The organism is Aliarcobacter faecis, assembly GCF_013201705.1.
Classification (GTDB): Bacteria; Campylobacterota; Campylobacteria; order Campylobacterales; family Arcobacteraceae; genus Aliarcobacter; species Aliarcobacter faecis.
Window position 1 is genome coordinate 2,189,441 of record NZ_CP053837.1, and the last position, 24,267, is coordinate 2,213,707.

A 24,267-nucleotide genomic window follows, 5' to 3' on the forward strand; every position below is an offset into this window, starting at 1 on the left:
GAAATATAATGAAAAAACAATTAATAAAAGAATTAAATAATCTTCCAGAACTTCCAACACATATAATAGAACTTAACGAATTTAAAAAAGAGGATAGTATTGATACACAAAAATTGATGCGTATTCTTCAAAAAGATCCTTTAATTGTTGCTAATATTCTAAAAATTGCAAACTCTAGTATGTTTGGATTTAGATCAAAAATTGATACTTTAAGTAGAGCTATAAACCTTTTGGGTACAAAGTTTGTAGTTTCTATTGCAATTGGCTCTAGTATTACACAAACTTTAAAAGCAAACCTTTTAGCTTATGCAGCAACAATTGATGATTTTTTATTTATTAGTTCACTTGCTAGTAATATAGTAAATATTTGGGTAGAAAAAATAGATAATGAATTAAAAGAGGAACTTCTTCTTCCAGCATTTTTACAAGAAGTTGGGAAATTTATTATATCTACAGTTATTCAAGAAGAGAAAAGAACTGAAGATTTTTTAAAAGAGATTGAAGAAACAAAAGAGATTACTTTAATAGAAGAGAGTTTTATTGGTTACTCATGTGCTAGAATTACTGCAAACATATTTAAAAAATGGGATTTAAGCCATAATATAATTTTCCCCATAGCATTTACATCAAATATAAATGATTGTCCAAATGCTTTTAAAACAAAAGCTCAGATTCTTCAAATTATAAAAATCTTATGTGATATTAGATATCCACTTAGTGATGAAAGTATTGAGAAAGCATTAAATAAAGTAGTACTTTATAATTTTGATGTTGATAAATTTCTAAACTCTATAGAATCAATAAAATCTTCTATATTTAGCAATTCTTAAGTTCTATTAAGTAACAATTAGCTAAACTTTGTAACTTTTTTACTCAAAGGAATAAAATTGCTAGATGTTACTTTAATAGTATTATGTGCTGGGAATTCAAGTAGATTTGACAAATCATGCAAAAAACAGTGGTTAAGAGTCAAAAATGAACCACTATGGTTAAATGTTACAAATAAGCTTAACTCTTTTTCTAATTTCTTTCAAACTATTGTTGTTTCACATAAAGATGAATTAAACTATATGCAAAACTTTAATGATGATTATATCTATATTGAAGGTGGAAACACTAGACAAGAATCAATAAAAAATGCTTTAAAAGTTGTAAAAACTAAATATGTAATGATAAGTGATGTGGCAAGGGCTTGTATTCCACAAACTACTGTTGAGGAACTCTTAACAAATAAAGAAAAAGCTTCTTGTATAGTTCCTATTTTAGATATAAATGATACAGTTATTTTTGAAAAAAATACTATAAATAGAGACGAAGTTAAACTTATTCAAACTCCTCAACTATCAGATACAAAAGTTTTAATTAATGCCTTAGATACAAATATTGAGTTTACAGATGAAAGTAGTGCAATAAAAAATATTAATGGAAGTATTTTTTATATAAAAGGTGATATTTCAAGTAAAAAATTAACATTTATAGATGATATTGGGCAAATACCTTGTTTAAAAGAACCATCAAAAGATTTCTTTACTGGAATTGGTTTTGATATTCATGCTTTTGAAGAACAAAAAGAGATGTTTTTAGGTGGAATAAAATTACCTTATAATTACGGTTTTAAAGCACATAGTGATGGTGATGTTTTAATTCACTCTTTAATTGATGCTCTTTTAGGAGCAATTGGTGCAGGAGATATTGGAGAGTTTTTTCCTGACACAGACGATACTTATAAAGGGATTGACTCGAAAATACTTTTAGAGAGAATTGTTAATTTTGTTTATAGCGTTGGATATGAGATTGTAAATATCGATCTAACAATAATTGCCCAAAAACCAAAAATAAACCCTTATAAGCAAGAGATTAAAAATAATCTTTCAAAACTTTTAAATCTTTCAAAACAGTTTATAAATATAAAAGCAACAACAGCTGAAAAACTTGGGTTTATAGGAAGAGAAGAGGGCGTTGCTGTACAAACTATTGCAAATTTAAAATATTATAATTGGATGGAAAAATGAATATACTTATAATTGAAAATGAAATTTATTTAGCACAAAAGATTGTTTCAAGATTACTTGATGATGGACATAGTTGTGATTATGTAGAGAGTATAAATATTGAGAATTTAACAAAAGATTATGATACTGTTTTAATTTCAACATCTTTACCATCACTAATATATAAAGCCGTTATTAAAAAATATGCTTCAAACTCTATTATTCTACTTTTAGTATCATATATTTCTGATGAAACAGTAACAGAACCTATTAAACTAGGAGCAAAAGATTATATTATGAAACCTTTTTTAATGGATGAATTAGTACGAAAAATTTATCACTATAAAGATTGTAGAAGTATGAGAAGAGAACTTACAGTATTAAGAGAGTATTTTAATTTTACAATGAATGATATTGATACAAGTGATGTTACTATTCCTTTATCTTTTCCAATTTTAATAGAAACAAATTCTCAAAGTTACTCTGATAAACTTGTTTTTGAATTATCAAACAAACTTGATTTACCTATAACTTTTATCTCTTTAAGTTCAAATTCTTGGCAAAAAAACTTAGCAAGTTTGAATGAAAAAACGATAATTTATCTTACAGATTTTCATACTCTAAAAAGAAATATAAAAGATCAATTAATCAAACAAATAGCAGATAAGAATTGTGTAATTTCGACCCTTGAAATAGAAGATGATTTCCCTTATAGAAAAATTGTTTTTAATAATGATAAAAAAATATTAGATAATACTCAAATTATGTCAATAAATGATTATGTAAAACTTATGGTAACCACTTATCAAAATAAATATCCAGATACTGAATTATCAAAAAAATTAGGGATTTCAAGAAAATCTCTTTGGGAAAAGAGAAAAAAACTTGAAATAGAGAAGAAAAAATAATGAGTTTTAGAAGATTTTTCCTAACTGTTGGATTTAGTGGACTTAGCCCAAAAGCACCTGGGACTGTTGGAAGTTTTGTAGCTCTTATTTTGGGACTTTTTTTATTAGAGTTTGTACACACTTCAACTCTATTTTTATTGGCACTTTTAGTTACTGTTATAGCTACTAAACAAATAGATATTTATGAAAAAGAACTTGGTATCCATGATAGTAGTGAAATTGTAATAGATGAACTTGCTGGTATGTGGATAGCTCTTTCAATTTGTGGATTAAATAGTGAAAATATTTTTATAACTGCTCCACTAGCATTTATTTTCTTTAGACTTTTTGATATCTATAAACCTTCAATTATTGGAAGAATTGATAGAGATGTAAAAGGTGGTTTAGGAGTAATGGGAGATGATGTAGTTGCAGGAATCTTTGCAGGGATTTGTACAGCAGGAAGTTGGCAACTTATAGAGAAATTCTTTCTTTAATGAACATACTTTTTATTGATATAAAAACATTTAATATTAATTATTTTGTAGTTAATAGGGGCTTTTTAACCCCTATTTATTAGATATTATTTTTTTGCTGCTTCAATATCAACTTTAATTTTTACTTCATTTGCAACTGCTACACCACCAAGTTCAATAGCTTTGTTCCATTTTAAATCAAAATCTTGTCTATTGATTTTTCCTTCAAGAGAAAAACCAACTTTACTTCCTAAAACAGAAATATCCTCAACATCTAAAGTAACTGGTTTTGTAATACCTCTAATTGTAAGGTTACCACTAATTTTTCCTTCATCTCCATCTGCTTTATATGAAGTCATTTCAAAAGTCATTTTTGGAAACTTTTCACTAGCAAAGAAATCATCACTTCTTAAGTGATTATCTCTATCTGTTATTCCAGTATCAATAGATTTTGTATCAATATTTGCAACAAGTTTTTTAAAAGTTTTTGTGCTTTCATCAAAATCTATTATCGCATCATAAGATGTAAATTTTCCATGAACATTTGTAATCATCATATGTTTTACAGTGAAACCAATATTTGTGTGAGCATTATCTACTTTATATTCTGTTGCCATTAGTAAACCTCCTGTTAAAATCATTGCACTTGTAATTTTTGAAATCATATTCATATTTACCCCTTTAAATTAATTTGTTCTTAATATTATAATTATAGAGTTAATGCTAAATTAATCATTTTTTCTCTTCACAACCAAATAAAAAATAGTTGGTATTATAAAAAGAGTTAAAAATGTTGAGCTTATCATTCCTCCAATCATAGGAGCAGCAACTCTTTGCATAACTTCACTTCCAATAGAGCTAATATACATAATCGGAATTAAGCCTCCAAATATTGCAAAAAGTGTCATAAGCTTTGGACGAAGTCTTAAAACAGCTCCTTGATAAATTGCATCTTTTAACTCATTTATTGAAAAATTAGCATTTCTATTTTTCAACTCTTTTAGTGAAACATCAAGATATAAAAGCATAACTATAGAAGTTTCAGCAGCAATTCCAAGAAGTGCTAGAAATCCTACAATAACAGCAATAGAGATATTAAATCCCAAAAAATCTAAATAAAAAATTCCACCTGTTATTGCAAAAGGGAGAGTAAAAAATATTATTAAAGTATATGTCATATTTTTTAAAGCTAAATATATTAAAATAAAAATAAACATCAAAACTATTGGAATAATCATCTCTAATTTATCCATAGCATGCTCTAAAAACTCACTTTGCCCTGACCACTCAAAATAGTAACCAGATGGCAACTTAATCTCTTGTAAAAGTTCATTGGCTTTATCTTTATACTCTTTTACAGAGTAATCACTTTTGGGACTTATATAAATATATGCTACTTTTAATGCTTTTTCAGATTGGATTATTGATGGACTCTCTTCATAACTTAAAGTTCCAAAGGTTTTTAGAGGTTTAAATCCTAAATCTGTCTTAATTTGAAGATTTTCTAAAGCTTTTATATCTTCTCTTTGATGAGCTTCATATCTTAAACTTATTGGATATCTTTCTAAATTATCCAAAAATAAACTTAATTGTTCTGCTCCAACACCAAGAGCAAGAGTCTCTAAAATAGAATTTTTATTTATACTGTATCTACTTATTGCCTCTTCATCTATTTTTATATTTAAATAATACCCTTGATTTATCTTATCGGCACTTACACTCATAGTTCCTTCATGATTTTTTAGAATACTCTCTATTTTAGAACTCTCTTCTTGTAAAATTTGTAGATTATTTCCATATAATTTTATTCCAAGTGGTGTTCTAATACCTGTCAAGAGCATATCAATTCGCCCTTTAATTGGATAAGTCCAACTATTTATAAGCCCTTTTACTTGAAGTTTTTTATCCATCTCATCAATTAGTTTTTTATATGTCATTCCTTCTCTCCACTCATATTGTGGTTTAAAAGTTATGATTGTTTCTAACATTGCAAGTGGTGCAGGGTCTGTTGCAGTAATAGCTCTTCCAGCTTTAGCAAAAGAGTTTTCTACTTCTGGAAAAGATTTTATAACCATATTTGTTTTTTGTGCTAACTCTTTTGCCAAATCAACTCCTATTCCATAAGGAGTTACCGGCATATACATAAAAGTTGCTTCATTCAATGTTGGCATAAACTCCCACTTTTGTTTTGAGTATAAATAAAAACCAAAGATTAAAGCTATAAAAAAAACGGTAACCACTAAATATTTTAATTTCAAGCTTAATTTTAGAAGAGGGGAATAAATTCTTATAAAAAATCTATTTAAAATATTTTTATCTTCACTTATAATTTTACCTTTTATAAAATATATCATTAAAATTGGGACTAGAGTAATTGATAAAATAGCACCTCCAAGCATTGCAAATGTTTTTGTAAAAGCAAGTGGAGAGAATAGTTTGCCCTCTTGACCACTTAAAGCAAAAATAGGTAAAAAAGAGACTACAACTAAAAGTAGGGCAAAGAAAATAGGGCGACCAACTTGTTTTGCTGAAGATAAAATTATCTCTATTCTTTGATCTTTTGTAATATTTTCTTTTCCCTGTAGATGTTTATGTGCATTTTCTACCATTACAATAGTTGCATCAACCATTGCTCCTATGGCTATTGCAATTCCACCTAAACTCATAATATTTGAACCAATACCAAAAAGTTTCATAAGTAAAAAACTAATCATAACTGTAATTGGAAGAGTTATAATTATAATTAAAGCACTTCTAAAATGAAACAAAAATAGGGCAACTATCAACATAACAATAATCGACTCTTCTATAAGTGTTCGTTTTAAGGTATCAATCGCGGCATCAATTAAAGATGTTCTATCATAAACCTCAACAATTTCTACATCATCTATTTTTAAAGTTTCAAGTTTAGTTTTAACATTTTTTATAACACTATGAACATCTACACCATACCTTGTAACAACTATTCCACCAACAGTTTCACCCTCTCCATTTAACTCTGCAACTCCTCTTCTATCAAGAGAAGTGATATTTACAGTTGCTATATCTTTTATTTTTAATGGGATATTATTTAAAGTTTTTATTGTAATATTTTCAATATCTTTTTTTGATTTTAAATAAGCTCTTGCACTTATTATTCTTTCATAACCATTTTCAAGTATAACTCTAGCTCCACTATCATTATTGTTCATAGTAAGAGCATTTTTAATCTCATCTATACTTAAATCATACTTTACAATTTTATCTTGGTTTAGTGTTATCTCATAGTTTCTTACAAATCCACCTATAGTTGCTACTTCACTAACCCCATCAACTCCTAAAAGGGCAAACTTAAAAAAGTAATCTTGCAGAGTTCTAAGTTCATCAAGACTTCTATTTTTTGACTTTAAAGCATATTCATAAGCCCAACCAACTCCTGAAGCATCTGGACCTAGTTTTACTTTTGCTAAAGAAGGGAATGTACCTTGCAAAGTTGAAAGTTGTTCTAGAATCCTACTTCTTGCCTCATATAAATCAACACCATCTTTAAATATAATATATATCATAGATGATGAAAAGCTACTCATAGCTCTAATAGTATCTATCTTTGGAAGGCTCATAAGATTTGAGATAAGTGGATATGAAATTTGCTCTTCAATAGTTTTTGCACTTTGATTTGCCCATTCAACTTCTATTATTACTTGATTTGCAGATAAATCAGGAATGGCATCAAGACTTGTATTTTTTATAGCCCAAATAGAAGAAAAGGCTAATAAAAATGTGATAAAAACTACAATAAAACGATTTTTTACACTAAAATCTATAATTCTTTCAACCATTTGCTACCACTCATCACTAGATTTTATATCAAACAATCGATTTGTCATAGCATCTGCATCATATAAAAACAGAGAGTTATTTATAACTTCATCATTTTCATTTAGACCTGAGATAATCTCATATTTATCACCCAAGACTCTTATTGCTTCTATTTTTTTAGGAGTAAATTCTCCATTTTCTTTTGGGATAAAGACATAGTAATTACTCTCTTTTTTTATTACAGCTGATGAAGGTAAACTCAAAATCTCTTTACTACTTTGCTCTATTCTTACCTTTCCAAACATTGTTGGTAAAATTTTATTTTTTGAGTTCTCTAATACAAACCTTACCTCAATAGTTTTATTCTCATTAAAAACGGGATAGATAAAATCAACCTTTGATAAAATTGTTTCATCAAAACCATCTATCTTGATTTTTGCACTCATATTTGCTTTTATAAATTTTAAATCCTCTTGATAAATAGAGGCTATAAACCAAATATCTTCTAAACTAGAGATTTGAAAAAGAGTTTTTCCTTTCTCTACAAAACTTTTATTATTTACATTTTTTTGTGTGATTATTCCAGAAATTGGAGAGTTTATTACTACTTCATTATTTATAAACTTTGCATTTTGTATATCAAAATTTGTTAGTTTACTATTTGCCTTTTGGTATAAATTTTGATTTAACTCTTTTGCTATTTCAATCTCATTTTTAATTGTTGCTATATCGCTTGAATAAATTGTATAAAGAGCCTCACCTTTTTTTATATTCATATAATTTTTATTTGCATTTAAATATGTAATATATCCATCAAATCTACTTACAATATCTAATGTTCCACTCTCATTTAATTTTGTGATTCCATAAAACTCTTTTGATTCATTGAAACTCTCTTTTTTTACCTTTACTCTCTCTATATTAAATAGTTGTTTAGCATCTATTGGATTTGAATTAAGAGTTAAAGCTACTATAAATAGACCTAGAAATATCTTTCTCATTTTACACCTTTGTTTGAGTAATATATAAGTTCACTATAATTTTCAAAATATTTTGCTAATTGTTCACTAGCTTTTAATTCAAAATCTATAAGCTCATTTAAATTTGTTAAAATCTCTTGAAAACCTACTTTATCAACTCCGATAAACTCCTCTAAACTTTTTTGAACTTTTTGTTTTAATGGTATTATCTGCTCTTGAATGATCTTATAATTCGTTTTATACTGCTCTAAATTATTTAAATATATATTCGCTTGAAGTTTTAAATTATGTATTTGACTCTCTTCTCTATGATTTGTCTCATTTGCATTTAAATTCGCTTTTAATTTATTAATATTTTCTGTTTTATATATTGGTAAAGGAAGTGAAACTGTAACATTTGCATAATCTTGCTCTTTATTTTGCATATACTCTAAAGCCAAAGTTATTTCAGAGAATTTTTTTGCCTCTTCAAGTTGTGCTGTATCTTTATATTTCTGAGTAGTTGTCTGTAAAGTTTTTATTTTTGGATGAGTTTGTAAACTCTCTTCAATTTTTTTTCTATCAATTTTTTTTAACTCTAAACTTTCATTGATTTTATCAATCTTTTCATAACTTAAGATCTCTAAATTTAGATATAAATTCTCTTTAGTTGTTTTTATCTCATTTAGTTGTATTTGTAAATCAAATTTCGAAATCTGTGTATTTAATATCTCATTTAAAGATGCTTTATCATATGTATATAACTTTGTATAAAGCTCTTCTAAGTGATTTAAATTCTTTTGATACTCTTGTAAAAGTTTTAATCTATTTTCTAAAATTAAAAGAGTATAAGAATATAAATAAATCTTTGATTCAAACTCTAGCTTTTTATCTTCTAAAGTATGTTCTTGAATAAATTTATCTTTTTTTGCAATACTCTCTTCAAGTTCAAGTTTTTTTCCAATAGGAATAACTTGAGATAGTTCAATACCATACTCCTTTTGTTCACTTAGGTAGTTTTTATTTAGTGGGATATAATTTGCCTTGAAACTGACCATTGGGTTTTGCCAATTTTTTGCTTGTTTTATTTGATAATTAGCAATAGAAATTGAGTTCTCAAGGCTTTTTATATCAAAGTTATTTTCCAAACTCTTTGAAACTATATTATCAATCGAAATAGCAAACAAAGAATTTAAAACTAAGATTGAAGTAAAAACTACCCTTTTCATTAGAAACTTACACTACTTTTAATAGAGTGAACTTTTTCATCTACTGTTTTAAATCTAAGATGATATTGCCAAGTTCCATCCATACAAAAGTTTATTACAAATCTATATTGATTTGCTTCAAGACTTCCAACTCCCTCATGTTCCATATAAGGCATTCCTGGCATCTCTGGCATAAAGAATTTTGCTCTTAGTTGAGCATCATTTACCTCTTTTCCATCCTTAGTAATTTTTGCAAAAAATTCATTTGAACCAGCACTTAAATCTCTTTTACTTGTAAGTTCAACACTATAACCATCTACTTCAAACTTCTCTTTTAAAGAGTTTGCATTTAAAAAAGTAGCTGTTAAAAATAGTGTTATAAATACTTTAAATAGATTTCTCATATTCATCCTTTTATGTTGATATATGAAAATCTATCTAAAGTTTTGTGGAGTTTGTGTGGAGAATTTCTAAAAAATTAGTTTAAAAGTTGTTCCTTTATCTTCAAAAGAGTCAACTTCTATTTTTATATTATAAGTTTTACATATCATATTTACAATATTTAGTCCCAAGCCAAAACCACCACTTTGATTTGTAGCCCGATAATATCTATTGAAAATATCTTTTATCTTATCTTTAGGTATTCCTATACCACTATCTTTTATGATAAGCTCTCTATTTTTTAAAACTATCTCTATCTTTCCATCTATTTTGTTGTATTTTATTGCATTTGAAAAGAGATTATTAAAAAGTCTTATAAAATCATCTTTATTTATCAAATAATTAAATTCTTGTAAATCCAAACTTATATTTAGTTTTTTCCTAGCACACATAGGTTCAAAATGACAAATTTCATCTTTTATAATTTCTGATAAATCAATCTTTTCAATACTTTTTTTCTCAATATTTTCTAAAAATATATAGGTCAAATCTTTATAAATTTCACTTACTCTTTTTGCACTAAATTTGATTCTTTCAAGCTGTTTCTTAGTTAGATTTTCACCATCACTTGACATAATTAAAGCACTTATGGGAGTATTTAATTCATGAGTTGTATCTTTTATAAAATTATTCAGTTTCTCTCTTTCCTCTTTTATTGGTTTTAGAAATAGCTTTGCTAAATACCAACCAACAAGAGCAATAATTGAGTAAAAAATTAAAAATATAGCTACAATATTAAACTTTAATTTTGATATCTTCTCTTTTAAACTATTATCTTTTAATACTATATACCAAACTCCTAAATGACCAACTGTCGAACTATCAAGAATAAGTAATTTATCTTCATCATAATAAAAATTATGTTCAAAACTAAAATTCTCTTCTAAATTCCCAAATAGTAATCTTTTATCCTTATCATAAAAAGCTATTTTATAATCTTGATTATTTAGATATCTATTTTTATCAAAAATACCATCTGTCATATGGGATACAATTATCTCATTTGAAGCTTTTGAAACAATATTTTGCATATTTGATTTCACTAAATCTATATATAATATTTTCTCATTTTGATAGTAAAAAAATAGAGAAATTGACATTAGAATAAATGAAGAACCTAAATAAAGAGCTAAAAAACTAAAAAAACTCTTTTTTTCACTAGAAGTTAAATTTATAGCCAACTCCTCTTATGTTTAAAATAATATCTTCACCAAGAATTTTTCTAATATTTTTAATATATGTTCTAATTGTACTAGCTTCAATGCTATCTTCATAGCTCCAAATATTATTTATTAACTCATCTATACTTACTATTTTTACTCTATTATTATACAAATATATCAATACTTCAAACTCTTTTTTTGCTAAATTATAGATTTTATCATCTTTTTTAATGCTTTGATTTTTCATATCTAAAACTATATTATCTGCTATTTCTATACTCTCTTTTAAATCTATATTAAAAAGCCTTTTTATATTATTGATTCGTAAATCTAGCTCTTTTAGCTCAAAAGGTTTTCTAATATAATCATCGCATCCACTATCAAAACCTTTTTGCATATCTTCTATCATATTTAGAGAAGTTATAAATATTGCTGGGGTTTTTATGCTATTTTTTCTTAACTCTTTTAGTAAATCAAAGCCATTTAAATTTGGTACATTTACATCTAAAAGTAGTAAATCAAAATTTTGGGAATATAGATATTTTTCAGCTTCATCTGAAGAAAAAGTTGTAAAAACTTGGTAATTTTGTTCTTTTAAGTGTTCTTCTAAAATTTCATTTAGTATTAAATCATCTTCAAGAAGTAAGATTTTCATATATTAAGAGTGGGGCTTTGCCCCTAATAGTTCTTAGAAGTTTCTTCTTGGTCTATTTTCTCTTGGTTTATCTTCTTTTGGTTTAGCTTCATTAACTCTTAAAGTTCTACCTTCACAAGCATTTCCATTTAAAGCTTCAATTGCAGCATTTCCAGCAGCAGAATCTTCCATTTCAACAAATGCAAAACCTTTTGATCTTCCTGTTTCTTTATCCATAATAACTTTTGCACTTTTAACTGCACCAAATTTAGCAAAAGTTGCTTCTAACTCTTTATCGTTCATTTTGTACGATAAATTACCTACGTAAATATTCATATTTTTTATCCTTTGAAAAAGTGAGACATTATGCCTTAATATTTTTTTGAAATCAAGAGTTTTTAAAATTTTTTTCTAAAGCTTTTAAAATTCTTGATTTTATCTCATCAAATCCTAAGATAAAAAGTATGTCATAAACCGATGGTGCTTGTGTTCCACCTGTTAATGCTATTCTTATTGGTTGGAATAGTTGAGGAAATTTTAAACCCTTTGCTTCAATAAATGGTTTTGTAAGATTTTCAAGCTCAATAACAGATACAAAACTATCTCTATTATTTTCTAAAAGTACCAAATACTCACTTAAAATAGCATTTGTATCCTCTTTTACAAACTTTTTAACTCCAGCTTCTTCAAACTCTTGTGGTTCATCTTTTATATCAAGAATTGATTTTTTTAACTCTAAAAGTGTATTTGCTCTTTGTTTTGAAAGATTTAAAATCTCATTCTTTTTAGAATAATTGCTTAAATCTAACTCAAAAAACTTCAACTCTTCAATTAATCTCTCATTCGAAGCATTTTTTATATATTCACTATTTAGCCATAAAAGTTTCTCTGCATTATAAGCTGATGCTGATTTATTTATATTTTTTGGGTCAAAAAGCTCTAACATCTCTTGCATTGAAAATATCTCTTGATCTTTATTTGACCAACCAAGTCTTACTAAAAAATTTAGTAAAGCTTCAGGTAAATATCCCTGTCTTTTATACTCCATAACATCCATTGCACCATCTCTTTTTGATAGTTTTTTACCTTCTGGATTATTTATCATAGGAACATGATAGAAATTTGGATGCTTTACGCCTAAGGCATTATAAATAACTATCTGTTTTGGAGTATTCGATAAATGGTCATCTCCTCTTATTACATCTGTCATTTGCATTAACATATCATCAATAGTTACAACAAAATTATATGTTGGCATTCCATTACTTCTTGCAATTACAAAATCATCTACAAAAGATGAATCAAATTTCATATCACCTTTTACACCATCAAGAAATCTAATTTCTCCTGTTTTTGGAGCTTTTATTCTAATAACTGGTTCAACTCCTTGTGGAATTTCTGGAAGAGTTTTTCCCTCTTCTGGTCTCCAAGTCTCATCATATCTTGGTGTTTGTTTTGCTGCTTCTTGTTTTGCTCTTAGAGTATCAAGTTCATCTTTACTCATATAACATTTATAAGCATTACCACTTTCAAGTAACTTATTTATATACTCTTTATAAATTTCTGTTCTTTTTGATTGATATTCAACTTCTCCATCATAAGATAAACCTACCCAATTAAAAGCTTCAATAATAGCATTTAAAGCCTCTTGGCTATTTCTTTGTAAATCTGTATCTTCAATTCTAAGTCTAAAAACTCCACCATTTTTTCTTGCCCATAAATAGCTATATAATGAAGTTCTTAAACCACCAATATGTAAATATCCCGTTGGACTTGGGGCAAATCTTGTTACAACCATCTTTATTTCTCCTCATCTTTTTTATTATAAATATAAAATCCTATTCCACTAACCAATACAACTACTACTATAAAAACTAGTAAACTTATCTCAAGAATTTCCATTTAATTCTTTCTCCTTTAATTGCCCACATGCAGCACTTATATCCAAACCTTTTGATTCTCTAATTGTACAAATAACACCTTTAGAATTTAAAAAATCTTTAAATTTCATCATATCATCTTCAAGTGGTCTTTGATAAGTTGTTCCAGGATATGGATTAAAATATATCAAATTTACCTTTGCTTGTATTCCATCAAGAAGTTTTACAAGTTTTTTAGCAGCATCAAGTGAATCATTTTTATCTTTTATTACTAAATACTCAAACATAACTTTTTTTCTAGTATCAACAGGGAATTCTTTAACTGCTTGTATAATTGAAGCAATATTATAAGCTTTATTCATAGGAATTAGCTCACTTCTAAGTTCATCATCAACTGCATGAAGTGAAATAGCTAATTGGATTTGTAAATCTTTTTCACCTAATTTTTTTATCTTACTTGCAATTCCAGATGTTGAAACTGTTTGTCTTCTTCTACTAATTGCTAAACCATCTAGTTCCGAAAAAATCTCAACTGCTTTTACAAAGTTATTAAAATTATCAAGTGGTTCACCCATTCCCATATATACAATATTTAAAGCTTTATTTTCAGCGATATCATTATCTTTTTTTATATGTACAATTTGAGCAATATACTCTCCAACTGTAAGATTTCTTACAAACCCACCTTTTGCCGTTAAACAGAAACTACAGCCAACTTTACAGCCAACTTGAGATGAGATACAAACAGTATATTTTTCACTTCTAACTATTTGTCCAACTTCATCAATCTTTTTATCTTTCATCAAAAGTAAAACAGCTTCAATAGTATGATTATCTCTTAATTTAAAAAGATATTTTATACTTCCATCTCTACTTTGCTCTTTTTTCACAACTTTTAAAATATCAATTGGATAGTTTGTTTTTAAATCTTCTATTAACTCTTTTGGAAGATTTTTCATCTCATCATAAGAGTTTGCATACTTTTTATAAAGCCAATTATAAACCTGTTTTGCTCTAAATGATGGTTTTAATTTCTCTTTTAATTCGTCAAGTGTATAGTCATATATCGATGACTCATCAAATTTTATCACTATTTGCCTCTTTTATTTTAATTATATTTTTCTCTTCTAAATAATTTACAAGTTTTTCCATAGCAATTTTATGATTTTTTATAAAATCAGTATGAGCATTTTGGTCTGTATAATTTGTAACTACAAAAATACCAAAAGCTGGTATTTCAAACTCCCTTGCTACACTTAAAACAGAGAAAAACTCCATATTCTCTAAATCTATTTCATAGTTTAAAAACTCTTTTGCCAAATTCTTATTTGTACTTATATAGTTTGAACTATTTACTACAACTTCACTTTTTGTTAAATTTGTATCTATTCTTATTGCATTATCTATTGGAGTATATGCAAAATTTTGTAAAAAACTAAGTTCTATATTACTTGAATTTTTTGCTTCAACAATATCAAAGATATCATATTTTCCATAGCTCCCAGCACTCCCAATAAACAAAATATATTCTGGTCTATTAAAAAGGCAAATTTTTGTAAGATTTATTGAACTCTCTATTAGTCCAACACCTAAAGCTGAGGCAAAAGGAAATATTTCATTATTTCCAGCACTTACTATCACTTACAATCCAATATAAAGTTTGTATTTATTTTAATATTTTGGTCTGTATTTAATGGTGTAATATCATTTGAAGCAATACTATTTTCATTATCCATTGATACACTCATCATTTTTGTTCTTGCCATTGCATATCCAAACTCTTCATTTATAATTACATTTTTAACTTCACATTTTTTTATGATTTTATTTGAAAGTTCTTTTGCATAATCTTCTATCCAAATCAAAGTTTCAAATCTAAGTTCATCTGTAACTTTAGTTTGTAATTTATTACTTAATTCCCAAGATAAATTTGAGATATTTAGTATTAAATCACTTGATTTAATACTATCTTTAAGAGCCATTAAATCATTTAGAAAGCTATTTATATCTGTTGAAATTTCTGATTTTACACTAAATCTTAAATCTCCACTATACCCTTTAAAAATAGATTTATTATTTATATATTCATATTTTGGAGTTAAATTATAATTTGTATTTTCTAATGTAATATTTTTTCTATTTTTTAGAAAATTATTAAATTTTTCTATCTCACTATTTACACTTTTCTCATCTTTTTTTTCAACTAAAATATTTACATTTGTTACTAAAGTATCTGCACTAACATTTTTTGAAAATGATTTACTAAAATTTAGTTCATAAGAAAATGCAAAAGTTCCTAAGAATAGGGTAGTTATTAATACTCTTTTCATTTTTTATATCCTTACCTTTATATTATTAGCTTGTAAATATCTTTTTAAATCCATAATATCTACTTCCTTAAAGTGAAAAATCGAAGCAGCAAGTGCAGCACTAGCTCCACAATCAAAAGCCTCTTTAAAATGTTGCATATTACCTGCTCCTCCACTTGCAATTACTGGAATATTTACAATTTTAGAAATCTTTTGTGTAATTTCTAAATCAAATCCATTTTTAACTCCATCAGTATCCATTGAAGTCAATAATATTTCTCCAGCTCCTCTATTTTCTACTTCTTTTGCCCAAGAAATAGCATCAAGTCCTGTATCAACTCTTCCACCTTGTACAAAGACATGGTAAGAACCATCATTTACTTTTTTTACATCAATAGCCACAACTATACATTGGCTCCCAAATCTTTTTGCACCATCATCTATTAAATTTGGTGTTTTAACAGCACTTGAATTTACTGAAATTTTGTCACAACCTACATTTAATAGAGCATAAATATCATCTAAAGAGCGTATTCCTCCACCAACTGTAAGTGGAATAAATACCTCTTTTGCCACATTTTTTACAATATCAACAATAGTTCCTCTATTTTCTACACTTGCACTAATATCTAAAAAAGTTAGTTCATCAGCACCTTCATCATTATATCTTTTTGCTATTTCAACAGGATCTCCAGCATCTTTTAGTCCTACAAAATTTACACCTTTTACAACTCTTCCATTGTTTACATCAAGACAGGGGATTATTCTTTTTGTTAGATTATTCAATTGCAATTCCTTAAAAATTAGTTAAAAATATTACCTAAATGTAAGTTAAAAAAAGATATACTCCTAACTTATGGAAAAAATAAAAGCAAAAAAAGAGTTCGGACAAAACTTCTTAAAAGATAGTTCAATTTTAAACAAAATCATCGAATCGATGCCCCATAACAATAATCATATTGTAGAAATTGGGCCTGGATTAGGTGATTTGACTAAAAACTTAGTCAAATACAAAGATGTGACAGCTTATGAGGTTGATACTGATTTAATCGGTATTTTAAAGTCGAAATTTGCAACAGAGATAGAAAACAGAAAATTTGAATTAAAGCATATTGATGTTTTAAAAGCTTGGGATGAGCTAAAATCTCTATATAATGGTAAATATGACTTAATAGCAAACTTACCATACTATATTGCAACAAATATTATATTAAGAGCTTTTGAAGATGGACTTTGTGAACACATTATCGTAATGGTTCAAAAAGAGGTAGCAGAAAAATTTACAGCTTGTGTAAATGATAAAGAGTATTCATCTTTAGGGATAATTACTGAAACTATTTCCAAAGAGTCAAGAATACTTTTTGATGTTCCACCAGAGGCATTTGACCCAATGCCAAAAGTTGTATCTTCAATTCTTTATATAAAAAAGGATTTATCAAAAAAATTCGACAAAGATTTTAATAAGTTTTTAAAGGCTTGTTTTGTACAACCACGAAAAAAACTATCAAAAAATTTAAGTTCAATTTTAGATAAAGCTAAAATTTCAACTACTTTTAAAGAGTTAAATTTAGACGACAATCTACGACCTCATGAAGTTAGTGCATCTTTGTATAGCCAAATGTATACAAAGGTAAAAAATGGAAGAGATAATTAAAGACGAGAATAAACAGGAAAATAAAACAGACTATAAACAAAATAGAGAAGTTAAAGAAAACCAAGAGGCTAGAGAAGATAATCAAGAAAATAATACTTCTTTTGAACAAAATACAAATAAAAAACCTCCTTTCAAAAAAAGAAAACCCAAACCAAAATTTATCAATAAAGATATTCCTACAAATGGTGAAGGATGGACAAATGATCTTAAAAGAGCTTATATTGTAAATGAAAAAATTCATAAAGATAGATTAAATCCTCATTATAAATTAAACTTAAATACAAATGCCAAAATTAGAATTACACCTCTTGGTGGGCTAAATGAAATTGGTGGAAATATGATGGTTGTTGAAACTGAAAATGAAGCAATCATAGTAGATGTTGGTATGAGCTTCCCTGATGGAGAGATGCATGGAGTTGATATTTTAATCCCAGATTTCTCATATCTTAGAGATATTAAAGAGAAAATTGTAGCAGTAATCATCACTCATGGACATGAAGATCATATAGGTGCAATGCCATATTTATATAAAGAGATGCAATTCCCAATTTATGGAACATCATTACCTTTAGAGATGATTGGTTCAAAATTTGATGAACATAAAATGAGAGAACATAGATCTTTATTTAGAGCAATTTCAAAAAGAACTCCAATTAAAATAGGAAATGATTTTGAAATAGAGTGGATGCATATTACTCACTCAATTATTGACTCATCTGCAATTGCTATTAAGACGGCTGCTGGAACTATGATTCATACAGGAGATTTTAAAATCGACCATACTCCAATTGATGGTTTTCCAACAGATTTACATAGACTTGCTCATTATGGAGAAGAGGGCGTTTTAGTTTTAACTTCTGATTCAACAAATTCTCACTCACCTGGGTTTACGAAAACAGAAAAAGCAGTAGGTCCGACTTTTGAAAGAATTTTTTCAACAACTCAAGGAAGAGTTATTATGAGTACATTCTCATCAAATATTCACAGAGTTGCTCAAGCAATTGAAAAAGCTTTAAAATATGGAAGAAAAATCTGTGTTATTGGTAGATCTATGGAGAAAAACTTAGAAATTGCTATGAGTTTAGGTTATATCAAATTCCCAAGAGATCAATTTATTGAAGCTCACGAAGTTGGTAAATATAATGATAAAGAGATTTTAATTGTAACAACAGGAAGTCAAGGCGAATCTATGAGTGCTTTATATAGAATGGCAATTCATGAACATAGACATATCAAAATTAAACCTGAAGATCAAATTATCTTATCTTCAAAAGCAATTCCTGGAAATGAAGGAAGTGTTTCTGAAATTATAAACCATCTTTTAAAAGCAGGGGCAAAAGTTGCATATCAAGATTATGCAGATATTCATGTATCTGGACATGCTGCTCAAGAAGAACAAAAACTGATGCTAAGATTAATTAAGCCTAAATTCTTCTTGCCAGTTCATGGAGAGTATAATCATGCTTTAAAACATGGTGAAACTGGTGTAGACTGTGGAGTTTTAGAGAGAAATGTTTATGTAATGGCAGATGGAGAACAAATTGAAGTATCTCCAAAATATCTTAAAAAAGTAAAAACTGTAAAAAGTGGAAAAGTTTACATAGATAATCAACTAAATAATAAAATCTCTGATGATGTAGTTATAGATAGACAAACTATGGCAAAAGAGGGTATTGTTATGATTGTTGCTCAAATAAATGAGAATGATAGAACATTAGCAGGAAAACCAAAAGTTGCTTCATTTGGATTTATATCTGATAAACAAGATAGATTCTTTACAAATGAGATAGAAGAACTTTTAAATACTTTCCTTTTAAATGCGAAACCTGGAATATTTAAGAATAGTAGAATTTTAGAAGATGAGTTAAGAAAAGTTGTAAGAAAACATTGTGTAAGAAAATATAAAAAATACCCAATGATTGTTCCTACTATATTTGTTCAATAGGAACTATCTATGAACTATATAGAGATAGTAAAAGATGTTTTACTAACTGAAGCAAAAGAGTTAGAGAGAGCTTCAAGCTCTATCTCTTTTGATATTGAGAATATTATAAATCTAATTATAAAATCAAAAGGTAAACTTATTGTTACAGGGGTTGGAAAGTCTGGACTTGTTGGTGCTAAAATTGCAGCAACACTTGCAAGTACAGGGACTAGTTCATTCTTTCTTCATCCAACAGAGGCTATGCATGGAGATTTAGGAATGATTGGAAAAGATGATATTGTTTTAGCAATATCATATAGTGGAGAGAGTGAAGAGCTTATTCAAATTTTACCACATCTAAAAAGATTAAATATACCTCTAATTGCTATGGCAAAAGATGGAAATTCAACTTTAGCTAAATATTCAGACTATTTTATGAATATAAGTGTACAAAAAGAGGCATGTCCACTTGATACTGCTCCAACTTCTTCTACAACTTTAACTATGGCAATGGGTGATGCTCTTGCTGTTTGTCTAATGAAAAAAAGAGATTTTAAAAAAGAGGATTTTGCTTCTTTTCATCCTGGTGGAAGTTTAGGTAAAAAACTTTTTATAAAAATCTCTGATTTACTTAGAAAAGATAATCTTCCAATTGTTTCACGTGAAACAAAACTAAAAGATGCAATTATAACAATGAGTGAAGGAAGATTAGGTTCAGTTATTATTGAAGATGAAGAAAATAGAGTAATTGGAATTTTAAGTGATGGAGATTTAAGAAGAGCATTAATGAAAGATAGTTTTTCTATTGATTGTAAAGTTGAAGATATTGCAACATTAAATCCTAGAACTTTTGATGATGAAAATCTTCTTGCAAGTGATGCTCTTCAAATAATTGAAAATTATAAAATTCAATTATTAATAGTTACAAATAAAGATAAAAAACTAGTTGGAATATTACATATTCATGACTTAATTGAAGCAGGTATAAAATGAAAAAAGATTTTGATAAAAAAGAACAATATGAGATAGTAAGACTAAATAAATTTATATCTCACAATAGTAACTATTCAAGAAGAGAGGCAGATAAAATTATCGCTGATGGACTTGTAAGAGTAAATAATAAAGTTGTTACAGATTTAGCAACAAAAGTAAAAACAACAGATAAAGTTGAAATTGGTAAGAAAATTGTCAAAGAAGATAAAAATAGAATGTACACAGTAATAGTTTATAACAAACCAAAGGGAGAGCTTGTAACAAAAAGTGATCCTCAAGGTAGAAAGACTATTTATGATGGTTTAGAGAGTAAATATAAGCATTTTAATAGTGTAGGGCGACTTGACTATGCTAGTGAGGGATTATTGCTTTTAAGTGATAGTGTTGATGTTGTAAATGCTTTAATGCACTCAAATCTTGAAAGAGTTTATAAAGTTAAAGTAAGTGGTTTTATAACTCCAAATGTTGAAGAAGCTATGCAAAATGGAATTACTATTGAAGATGCAAGAAAAGGTGCTTATGCTAAAACAGCTATAAAATCTATGACTTTTGCTCCATTTTTAGCCTATGATATTCAAACAAATGGTGAAAAATTTTCTAAACTAAAAGTTGTGATTAGTGAGGGTAAAAATAGAGAACTTAGAAGATTCTTCGCCCATTTTAATCTTAATGTTATGGATTTAAAAAGAGTTGAATATGGTGGAGTTAGTCTAAACAATCTTCCGACTGGAAAATCAAGATTTTTAACAAAAGAGGAGTATAAAAATTTACGAATCTTTTTAAATGATGAAAATGATAGATCTATCTAACAAATATAGACCAACATCTTTAGACAATTTTGTTGGTCAATCTCATATTATAGGTTCTAATAAATCACTTTACAAACTAATCAAACAAAAAGATATTCCTCATCTATTTTTTTATGGAAAACCAGGTACTGGTAAAACTACTTTGGCAAGAATTATAGCAAAAGAGCTAGGAATAGATTACTACTATTTTAATGCAACCTCTATAAAAGTAGAAGATTTAAGAAAAGTTTTTGATAAATATAAAGGTACTCTAATGAAGCCTTTAATTTTTATAGATGAAGTTCATAGACTTTCAAAAAACCAACAAGAGGTTTTACTTCCAATTATGGAAAATTATGATGCAATTATTATAGGAGCTAGTACAGAAAACCCTTTCTTTACTCTAACAAATGCTATAAGGTCAAGATCATTTTTATATGAATTTTTACCTTTTACTTATGATGAACTACTTAATATTTTAAATAAAGTTTTTAAAGATATTGAGATAAATATAGATAAAGATTGTATTGATTACTTGATATATTCTAGCTCTGGAGATGCAAGAGCAATGCTAACTTTGTTAAACTTTGCATATAAAGTAGATAAAGATATAAATATCAATACTTTAAAAGAGCTAAGAGCAAATGTTATAGGAGATGGTGTTAGTTCATCAAGTTCACACTATGATTTAGCAAGTGCTATGATAAAATCTTTAAGAGGTTCAAATATTGATGCAGCTTTATATTATATGGCAAGATTAATAGAAGGTGGTGAAAGTGTAGATTTTATCACTAGAAGATTAGTTATATTTGCTAGTGAAGATATAGGAAATGCAAATCCAAATGCTTTAAATCTTGCAGTTAGCACAATGCTTGCTTGCAATAAAATAGGCTATCCAGAATCAAGAATAATTCTATCGCAGTGTGCAATATACTTAGCTTCAAGCCCAAAATCAAATAGTGCATATAAAGCAATAAATAAAGCTATACAAACTATAAAAGATGGTAAAATCTTAGATATACCAAAACATTTAGATTCACAGCATATTGGATATCTTTATCCACATGATTTTGGTGGATATGTAGAGCAAGAGTATCTAAAAGAGGATTTGAATCTTTATCAATCTTTAAATATTGGATATGAAAAAACTTTAGATGAATGGGTAAAAAAGATTACAAAAAAGGATAAATAAATGGAATATTATAGTTGGATACTAAGTTTGCATATAATTGCAGTTTTATCATGGATGGCAGTTTTGTTTTATCTTCCTAGACTTTTCGTATATCATACAGAAAATATTGATAAAAAAGAGTTTGTTGAAGTTGTAAAAATACAAGAGTTAAAAATGGATGCTTATATAGGACATCCAGCAATGGCTATAACACTTTTAAGTGGTATTTCTATGATTGTTTTAAATCCAGCTCTTCTAAACCAAAACTGGTTTATAGCAAAGATTGTAGCTCTAGTTTTACTTATAACTTATGCAATATCTTTAACAAAATTTAGAAAATCTTTAGCAAAAGATACATGTACAAAAAATGGAAGATTTTTTAGAATGTACAATGAAATACCAACAGGTTTAGCTATTTTAATAGTTACTTATGTGATAACAAAAAACTTATCTTGGATATTTACAGCTATTGTAATTCTACTATTTGCATTTATTTGTTACAAAATTATAAATTACAAAAAAGGCTAAAGAATGAGCTTTGAAAAATACTATTTACTAGATACAAATATCTTACTTGAAGATGCAACAAATATATTTAGATTAAGTGATGAAGGGAAAAATCTAATCATTCTTACAGAGACTGTTTTAGATGAATTAGATAGTAAAAAGAGTGGCTTTGAAGAGATAAATTTTCAAGCTAGAGAGTTCGCAAGAATATTAGAGAACTCAAAAATTATAAGCTCATCAAAATATCAAGATAAGAAAATTATTAGACTAAATATTTTAAATCAATATAACACAGTTGTTGATATTATCTCAAAAGATGAGTATTTAGTATCTAGTAAAAACATATCTCTAAATATTTTAAATGATAGAAAAATCCTTGAACTAGCAAATGAAATACAAGAGTATTATGAAAATAAAATTATCTTTATATCAATGGATATTATGGCAAGAACAAGAGCATTAAGTCTTGATATAAAAACAGATGCACTTCATGGTAAGGAGAGCATAGATTTTGATTATAACTTTATCAAAGATATAGAGATAAACTTCGAAGATTTAGAGAGTTTAGATAATCAAGAGATTATAAAATTTGATAAAGAACATAAAGAGAATGAGTACTCATACTGCTTTAAAGTAAAGTATTCAGATCAAGTAGTTTTAGCTTCTATTGAAAATAAAAGAATAAAACTACTTGATGAAGAAGAGGTAAGAAATCAAATAATCACTCCACTAAATAAAGAGCAACTCTTCTTCTCAAATGCAATAATAAATCACTTTTATAATGTTTTAATAGTTGAAGCAAAAGCTGGAAGTGGAAAAACTCTTTTAGCTTTAAGTGGAGCTTTAAAGCTAGTAAAACAAAAATATTTTCAGAAAATTATATATATTAGAAACTCAATTGAATCACTTGATAAAGGGGAAGATGTAGGTTACTTACCAGGACTTGAAGAGAAATTTAGAATATATAATCATCCTTTGATGGATAGTTTGGATTATATTGTAAGAAGTGAACATAAAAGAAAAAGAAGCAAAAGAGCAGAAATACCATATACACCTCTTGAAGATAGTGAAGTAAATGCTAGAGTTGAACAACTAATATCTAATTATGGAATAGAAACTATGTGGGTAGGAGAAATGCGTGGAAGAACTTTATCAAATAGTTATATAATAATTGATGAAGCACAAAATATGTCAAACAAAACTATGCAAATGGTTTTATCAAGAATTGATAGTAGCTGTAAAGTTGTAATTCTTGGTTCAAATAAACAAATAGATAATTTCTATGTAAATAAATATACAAATGCCTTAACAACTCTTTTAAAATCAACTAAAAATGAGAATAACTTCGTAAATATTTTTGCAATTAAACTTGAAAAGGTTTTAAGAGGTCCAATTACAGAGTGGGCAGAATCTATATTTTAATCTCATTAACTTAGATTTAAACCAAAATCATAAGATATATTAAAATAAATAGTGTGATATAA

General features: G+C 27.2%; 24 protein-coding genes. 11 read left to right on the forward strand and 13 right to left on the reverse strand.

All coding sequences use genetic code 11. The features are described from left to right. Positions 1-8: 8 nt before the first annotated feature. Genes AFAEC_RS10940 through AFAEC_RS10955 form a run of 4 tightly spaced genes read left to right on the forward strand, consistent with a single transcriptional unit; the run spans position 9 to position 3,375 of the window. Positions 9-830: an HDOD domain-containing protein gene (locus AFAEC_RS10940; protein WP_026804895.1), complete on the forward strand. Its 822-nt coding sequence runs from the start codon at positions 9-11 to the stop codon at positions 828-830. A 57-nt stretch (positions 831-887) separates the two neighbouring features. Next, positions 888-2,012, forward strand: a complete 1,125-nt coding sequence (locus AFAEC_RS10945) for a bifunctional 2-C-methyl-D-erythritol 4-phosphate cytidylyltransferase/2-C-methyl-D-erythritol 2,4-cyclodiphosphate synthase (protein WP_026804894.1) — start codon at positions 888-890, stop codon at positions 2,010-2,012. Further along, positions 2,009-2,899 (forward strand): DNA-binding transcriptional response regulator, encoded by an 891-nt coding sequence (locus AFAEC_RS10950; RefSeq protein ID WP_026804893.1) that lies wholly within the window; start codon positions 2,009-2,011, stop codon positions 2,897-2,899. The genes AFAEC_RS10945 and AFAEC_RS10950 overlap by 4 nt, the downstream gene beginning before the upstream one ends. Continuing rightward, positions 2,899-3,375, forward strand: coding sequence for a phosphatidylglycerophosphatase A family protein (locus AFAEC_RS10955; protein WP_026804892.1), 477 nt, complete (start codon positions 2,899-2,901; stop codon positions 3,373-3,375). Before AFAEC_RS10950 ends, AFAEC_RS10955 begins: the two co-directional genes overlap by 1 nt. A gap of 86 nt (positions 3,376-3,461) precedes the next feature. Here the strand turns inward: AFAEC_RS10955 and AFAEC_RS10960 are convergent, their stop codons facing one another. From AFAEC_RS10960 to hisF, 13 genes are all read right to left on the reverse strand, one after another. Then, entirely contained in the window at positions 3,462-4,025 is a 564-nt protein-coding gene (locus AFAEC_RS10960; protein WP_026804891.1) for a YceI family protein, read from the reverse strand. A 57-nt stretch (positions 4,026-4,082) separates the two neighbouring features. Beyond that, complete coding sequence (locus tag AFAEC_RS10965) at positions 4,083-7,172, reverse strand: efflux RND transporter permease subunit (RefSeq protein ID WP_026804890.1); 3,090 nt, start codon at positions 7,170-7,172, stop codon at positions 4,083-4,085. Positions 7,173-7,175: 3 nt separating this feature from the next. Beyond that, complete coding sequence (locus AFAEC_RS10970) at positions 7,176-8,153, reverse strand: efflux RND transporter periplasmic adaptor subunit (protein ID WP_026804889.1); 978 nt, start codon at positions 8,151-8,153, stop codon at positions 7,176-7,178. Next, a complete protein-coding gene (locus tag AFAEC_RS10975) occupies positions 8,150-9,340 on the reverse strand; it encodes a TolC family protein (protein WP_026804888.1) in 1,191 nt (396 codons plus the stop codon). Before AFAEC_RS10975 ends, AFAEC_RS10970 begins: the two co-directional genes overlap by 4 nt. Then, positions 9,340-9,723, reverse strand: a complete 384-nt coding sequence (locus AFAEC_RS10980) for a FixH family protein (RefSeq protein WP_026804887.1) — start codon at positions 9,721-9,723, stop codon at positions 9,340-9,342. Before AFAEC_RS10980 ends, AFAEC_RS10975 begins: the two co-directional genes overlap by 1 nt. Before the next feature lie 66 nt (positions 9,724-9,789). Continuing rightward, positions 9,790-10,941 carry a sensor histidine kinase gene (locus AFAEC_RS10985; protein WP_148294533.1) on the reverse strand — a complete coding sequence of 384 codons (1,152 nt, stop codon included), beginning with the start codon at positions 10,939-10,941 and terminating at the stop codon, positions 9,790-9,792. After that, positions 10,919-11,578 (reverse strand): response regulator transcription factor, encoded by a 660-nt coding sequence (locus AFAEC_RS10990; protein WP_026804885.1) that lies wholly within the window; start codon positions 11,576-11,578, stop codon positions 10,919-10,921. Before AFAEC_RS10990 ends, AFAEC_RS10985 begins: the two co-directional genes overlap by 23 nt. A gap of 33 nt (positions 11,579-11,611) precedes the next feature. Further along, entirely contained in the window at positions 11,612-11,893 is a 282-nt protein-coding gene (locus tag AFAEC_RS10995) for an RNA recognition motif domain-containing protein (RefSeq protein WP_026804884.1), read from the reverse strand. 52 nt (positions 11,894-11,945) lie between these two features. Continuing rightward, positions 11,946-13,355 (reverse strand): glutamate--tRNA ligase, encoded by a 1,410-nt coding sequence (gene gltX / locus AFAEC_RS11000; RefSeq protein WP_026804883.1) that lies wholly within the window; start codon positions 13,353-13,355, stop codon positions 11,946-11,948. Between the two features lie 90 nt (positions 13,356-13,445). Continuing rightward, entirely contained in the window at positions 13,446-14,528 is a 1,083-nt protein-coding gene (rlmN, locus tag AFAEC_RS11005) for a 23S rRNA (adenine(2503)-C(2))-methyltransferase RlmN (protein ID WP_081754486.1), read from the reverse strand. Continuing rightward, complete coding sequence (locus AFAEC_RS11010; protein ID WP_026804881.1) at positions 14,515-15,078, reverse strand: phosphorylase family protein; 564 nt, start codon at positions 15,076-15,078, stop codon at positions 14,515-14,517. The genes rlmN and AFAEC_RS11010 overlap by 14 nt, the downstream gene beginning before the upstream one ends. After that, on the reverse strand, positions 15,075-15,767 hold the full coding sequence (locus tag AFAEC_RS11015; protein ID WP_026804880.1) for an SIMPL domain-containing protein: 693 nt from the start codon (positions 15,765-15,767) through the stop codon (positions 15,075-15,077). The genes AFAEC_RS11010 and AFAEC_RS11015 overlap by 4 nt, the downstream gene beginning before the upstream one ends. Before the next feature lie 3 nt (positions 15,768-15,770). Next, positions 15,771-16,532: an imidazole glycerol phosphate synthase subunit HisF gene (gene hisF / locus AFAEC_RS11020; RefSeq protein WP_026804879.1), complete on the reverse strand. Its 762-nt coding sequence runs from the start codon at positions 16,530-16,532 to the stop codon at positions 15,771-15,773. 70 nt (positions 16,533-16,602) lie between these two features. Between hisF and rsmA the strand changes: the two genes are divergently transcribed. The 7 genes from rsmA to AFAEC_RS11055 are packed head-to-tail and all read left to right on the forward strand — an operon-like array spanning position 16,603 to position 24,205. Beyond that, complete coding sequence (gene rsmA, locus AFAEC_RS11025) at positions 16,603-17,400, forward strand: 16S rRNA (adenine(1518)-N(6)/adenine(1519)-N(6))-dimethyltransferase RsmA (RefSeq protein ID WP_026804878.1); 798 nt, start codon at positions 16,603-16,605, stop codon at positions 17,398-17,400. After that, positions 17,384-19,345 (forward strand): ribonuclease J, encoded by a 1,962-nt coding sequence (locus tag AFAEC_RS11030; RefSeq protein ID WP_051487426.1) that lies wholly within the window; start codon positions 17,384-17,386, stop codon positions 19,343-19,345. Before rsmA ends, AFAEC_RS11030 begins: the two co-directional genes overlap by 17 nt. A gap of 9 nt (positions 19,346-19,354) precedes the next feature. After that, positions 19,355-20,317, forward strand: coding sequence for a KpsF/GutQ family sugar-phosphate isomerase (locus AFAEC_RS11035; RefSeq protein ID WP_026804876.1), 963 nt, complete (start codon positions 19,355-19,357; stop codon positions 20,315-20,317). Further along, complete coding sequence (locus tag AFAEC_RS11040; protein ID WP_026804875.1) at positions 20,314-21,126, forward strand: pseudouridine synthase; 813 nt, start codon at positions 20,314-20,316, stop codon at positions 21,124-21,126. The genes AFAEC_RS11035 and AFAEC_RS11040 overlap by 4 nt, the downstream gene beginning before the upstream one ends. Continuing rightward, entirely contained in the window at positions 21,110-22,297 is a 1,188-nt protein-coding gene (locus AFAEC_RS11045; protein ID WP_026804874.1) for a replication-associated recombination protein A, read from the forward strand. Before AFAEC_RS11040 ends, AFAEC_RS11045 begins: the two co-directional genes overlap by 17 nt. Next, positions 22,298-22,804, forward strand: coding sequence for a protoporphyrinogen oxidase HemJ (gene hemJ / locus AFAEC_RS11050; RefSeq protein WP_026804873.1), 507 nt, complete (start codon positions 22,298-22,300; stop codon positions 22,802-22,804). 3 nt (positions 22,805-22,807) lie between these two features. Continuing rightward, positions 22,808-24,205 carry a PhoH family protein gene (locus tag AFAEC_RS11055; protein ID WP_026804872.1) on the forward strand — a complete coding sequence of 466 codons (1,398 nt, stop codon included), beginning with the start codon at positions 22,808-22,810 and terminating at the stop codon, positions 24,203-24,205. Positions 24,206-24,267: the final 62 nt, after the last annotated feature.

Coding starts and splice junctions, on each gene's coding strand:
- AFAEC_RS10990 (WP_026804885.1), bottom strand. CDS start 11,578: ATGAAAATCTTACTTCTTGAAGATGATTTAATACTAAATGAAATTTTA.
- AFAEC_RS11030 (WP_051487426.1), top strand. CDS start 17,384: ATGGAAGAGATAATTAAAGACGAGAATAAACAGGAAAATAAAACAGAC.
- AFAEC_RS10950 (WP_026804893.1), top strand. CDS start 2,009: ATGAATATACTTATAATTGAAAATGAAATTTATTTAGCACAAAAGATT.
- AFAEC_RS10940 (WP_026804895.1), top strand. CDS start 9: ATGAAAAAACAATTAATAAAAGAATTAAATAATCTTCCAGAACTTCCA.
- AFAEC_RS11015 (WP_026804880.1), bottom strand. CDS start 15,767: ATGAAAAGAGTATTAATAACTACCCTATTCTTAGGAACTTTTGCATTT.
- AFAEC_RS10965 (WP_026804890.1), bottom strand. CDS start 7,172: ATGGTTGAAAGAATTATAGATTTTAGTGTAAAAAATCGTTTTATTGTA.
- AFAEC_RS11035 (WP_026804876.1), top strand. CDS start 19,355: ATGAACTATATAGAGATAGTAAAAGATGTTTTACTAACTGAAGCAAAA.
- AFAEC_RS10980 (WP_026804887.1), bottom strand. CDS start 9,723: ATGAGAAATCTATTTAAAGTATTTATAACACTATTTTTAACAGCTACT.
- AFAEC_RS10960 (WP_026804891.1), bottom strand. CDS start 4,025: ATGAATATGATTTCAAAAATTACAAGTGCAATGATTTTAACAGGAGGT.
- AFAEC_RS11045 (WP_026804874.1), top strand. CDS start 21,110: ATGATAGATCTATCTAACAAATATAGACCAACATCTTTAGACAATTTT.
- gltX (WP_026804883.1), bottom strand. CDS start 13,355: ATGGTTGTAACAAGATTTGCCCCAAGTCCAACGGGATATTTACATATT.
- AFAEC_RS10995 (WP_026804884.1), bottom strand. CDS start 11,893: ATGAATATTTACGTAGGTAATTTATCGTACAAAATGAACGATAAAGAG.
- AFAEC_RS11055 (WP_026804872.1), top strand. CDS start 22,808: ATGAGCTTTGAAAAATACTATTTACTAGATACAAATATCTTACTTGAA.
- AFAEC_RS10975 (WP_026804888.1), bottom strand. CDS start 9,340: ATGAAAAGGGTAGTTTTTACTTCAATCTTAGTTTTAAATTCTTTGTTT.
- AFAEC_RS10970 (WP_026804889.1), bottom strand. CDS start 8,153: ATGAGAAAGATATTTCTAGGTCTATTTATAGTAGCTTTAACTCTTAAT.
- rsmA (WP_026804878.1), top strand. CDS start 16,603: ATGGAAAAAATAAAAGCAAAAAAAGAGTTCGGACAAAACTTCTTAAAA.
- AFAEC_RS11040 (WP_026804875.1), top strand. CDS start 20,314: ATGAAAAAAGATTTTGATAAAAAAGAACAATATGAGATAGTAAGACTA.
- AFAEC_RS10955 (WP_026804892.1), top strand. CDS start 2,899: ATGAGTTTTAGAAGATTTTTCCTAACTGTTGGATTTAGTGGACTTAGC.
- hemJ (WP_026804873.1), top strand. CDS start 22,298: ATGGAATATTATAGTTGGATACTAAGTTTGCATATAATTGCAGTTTTA.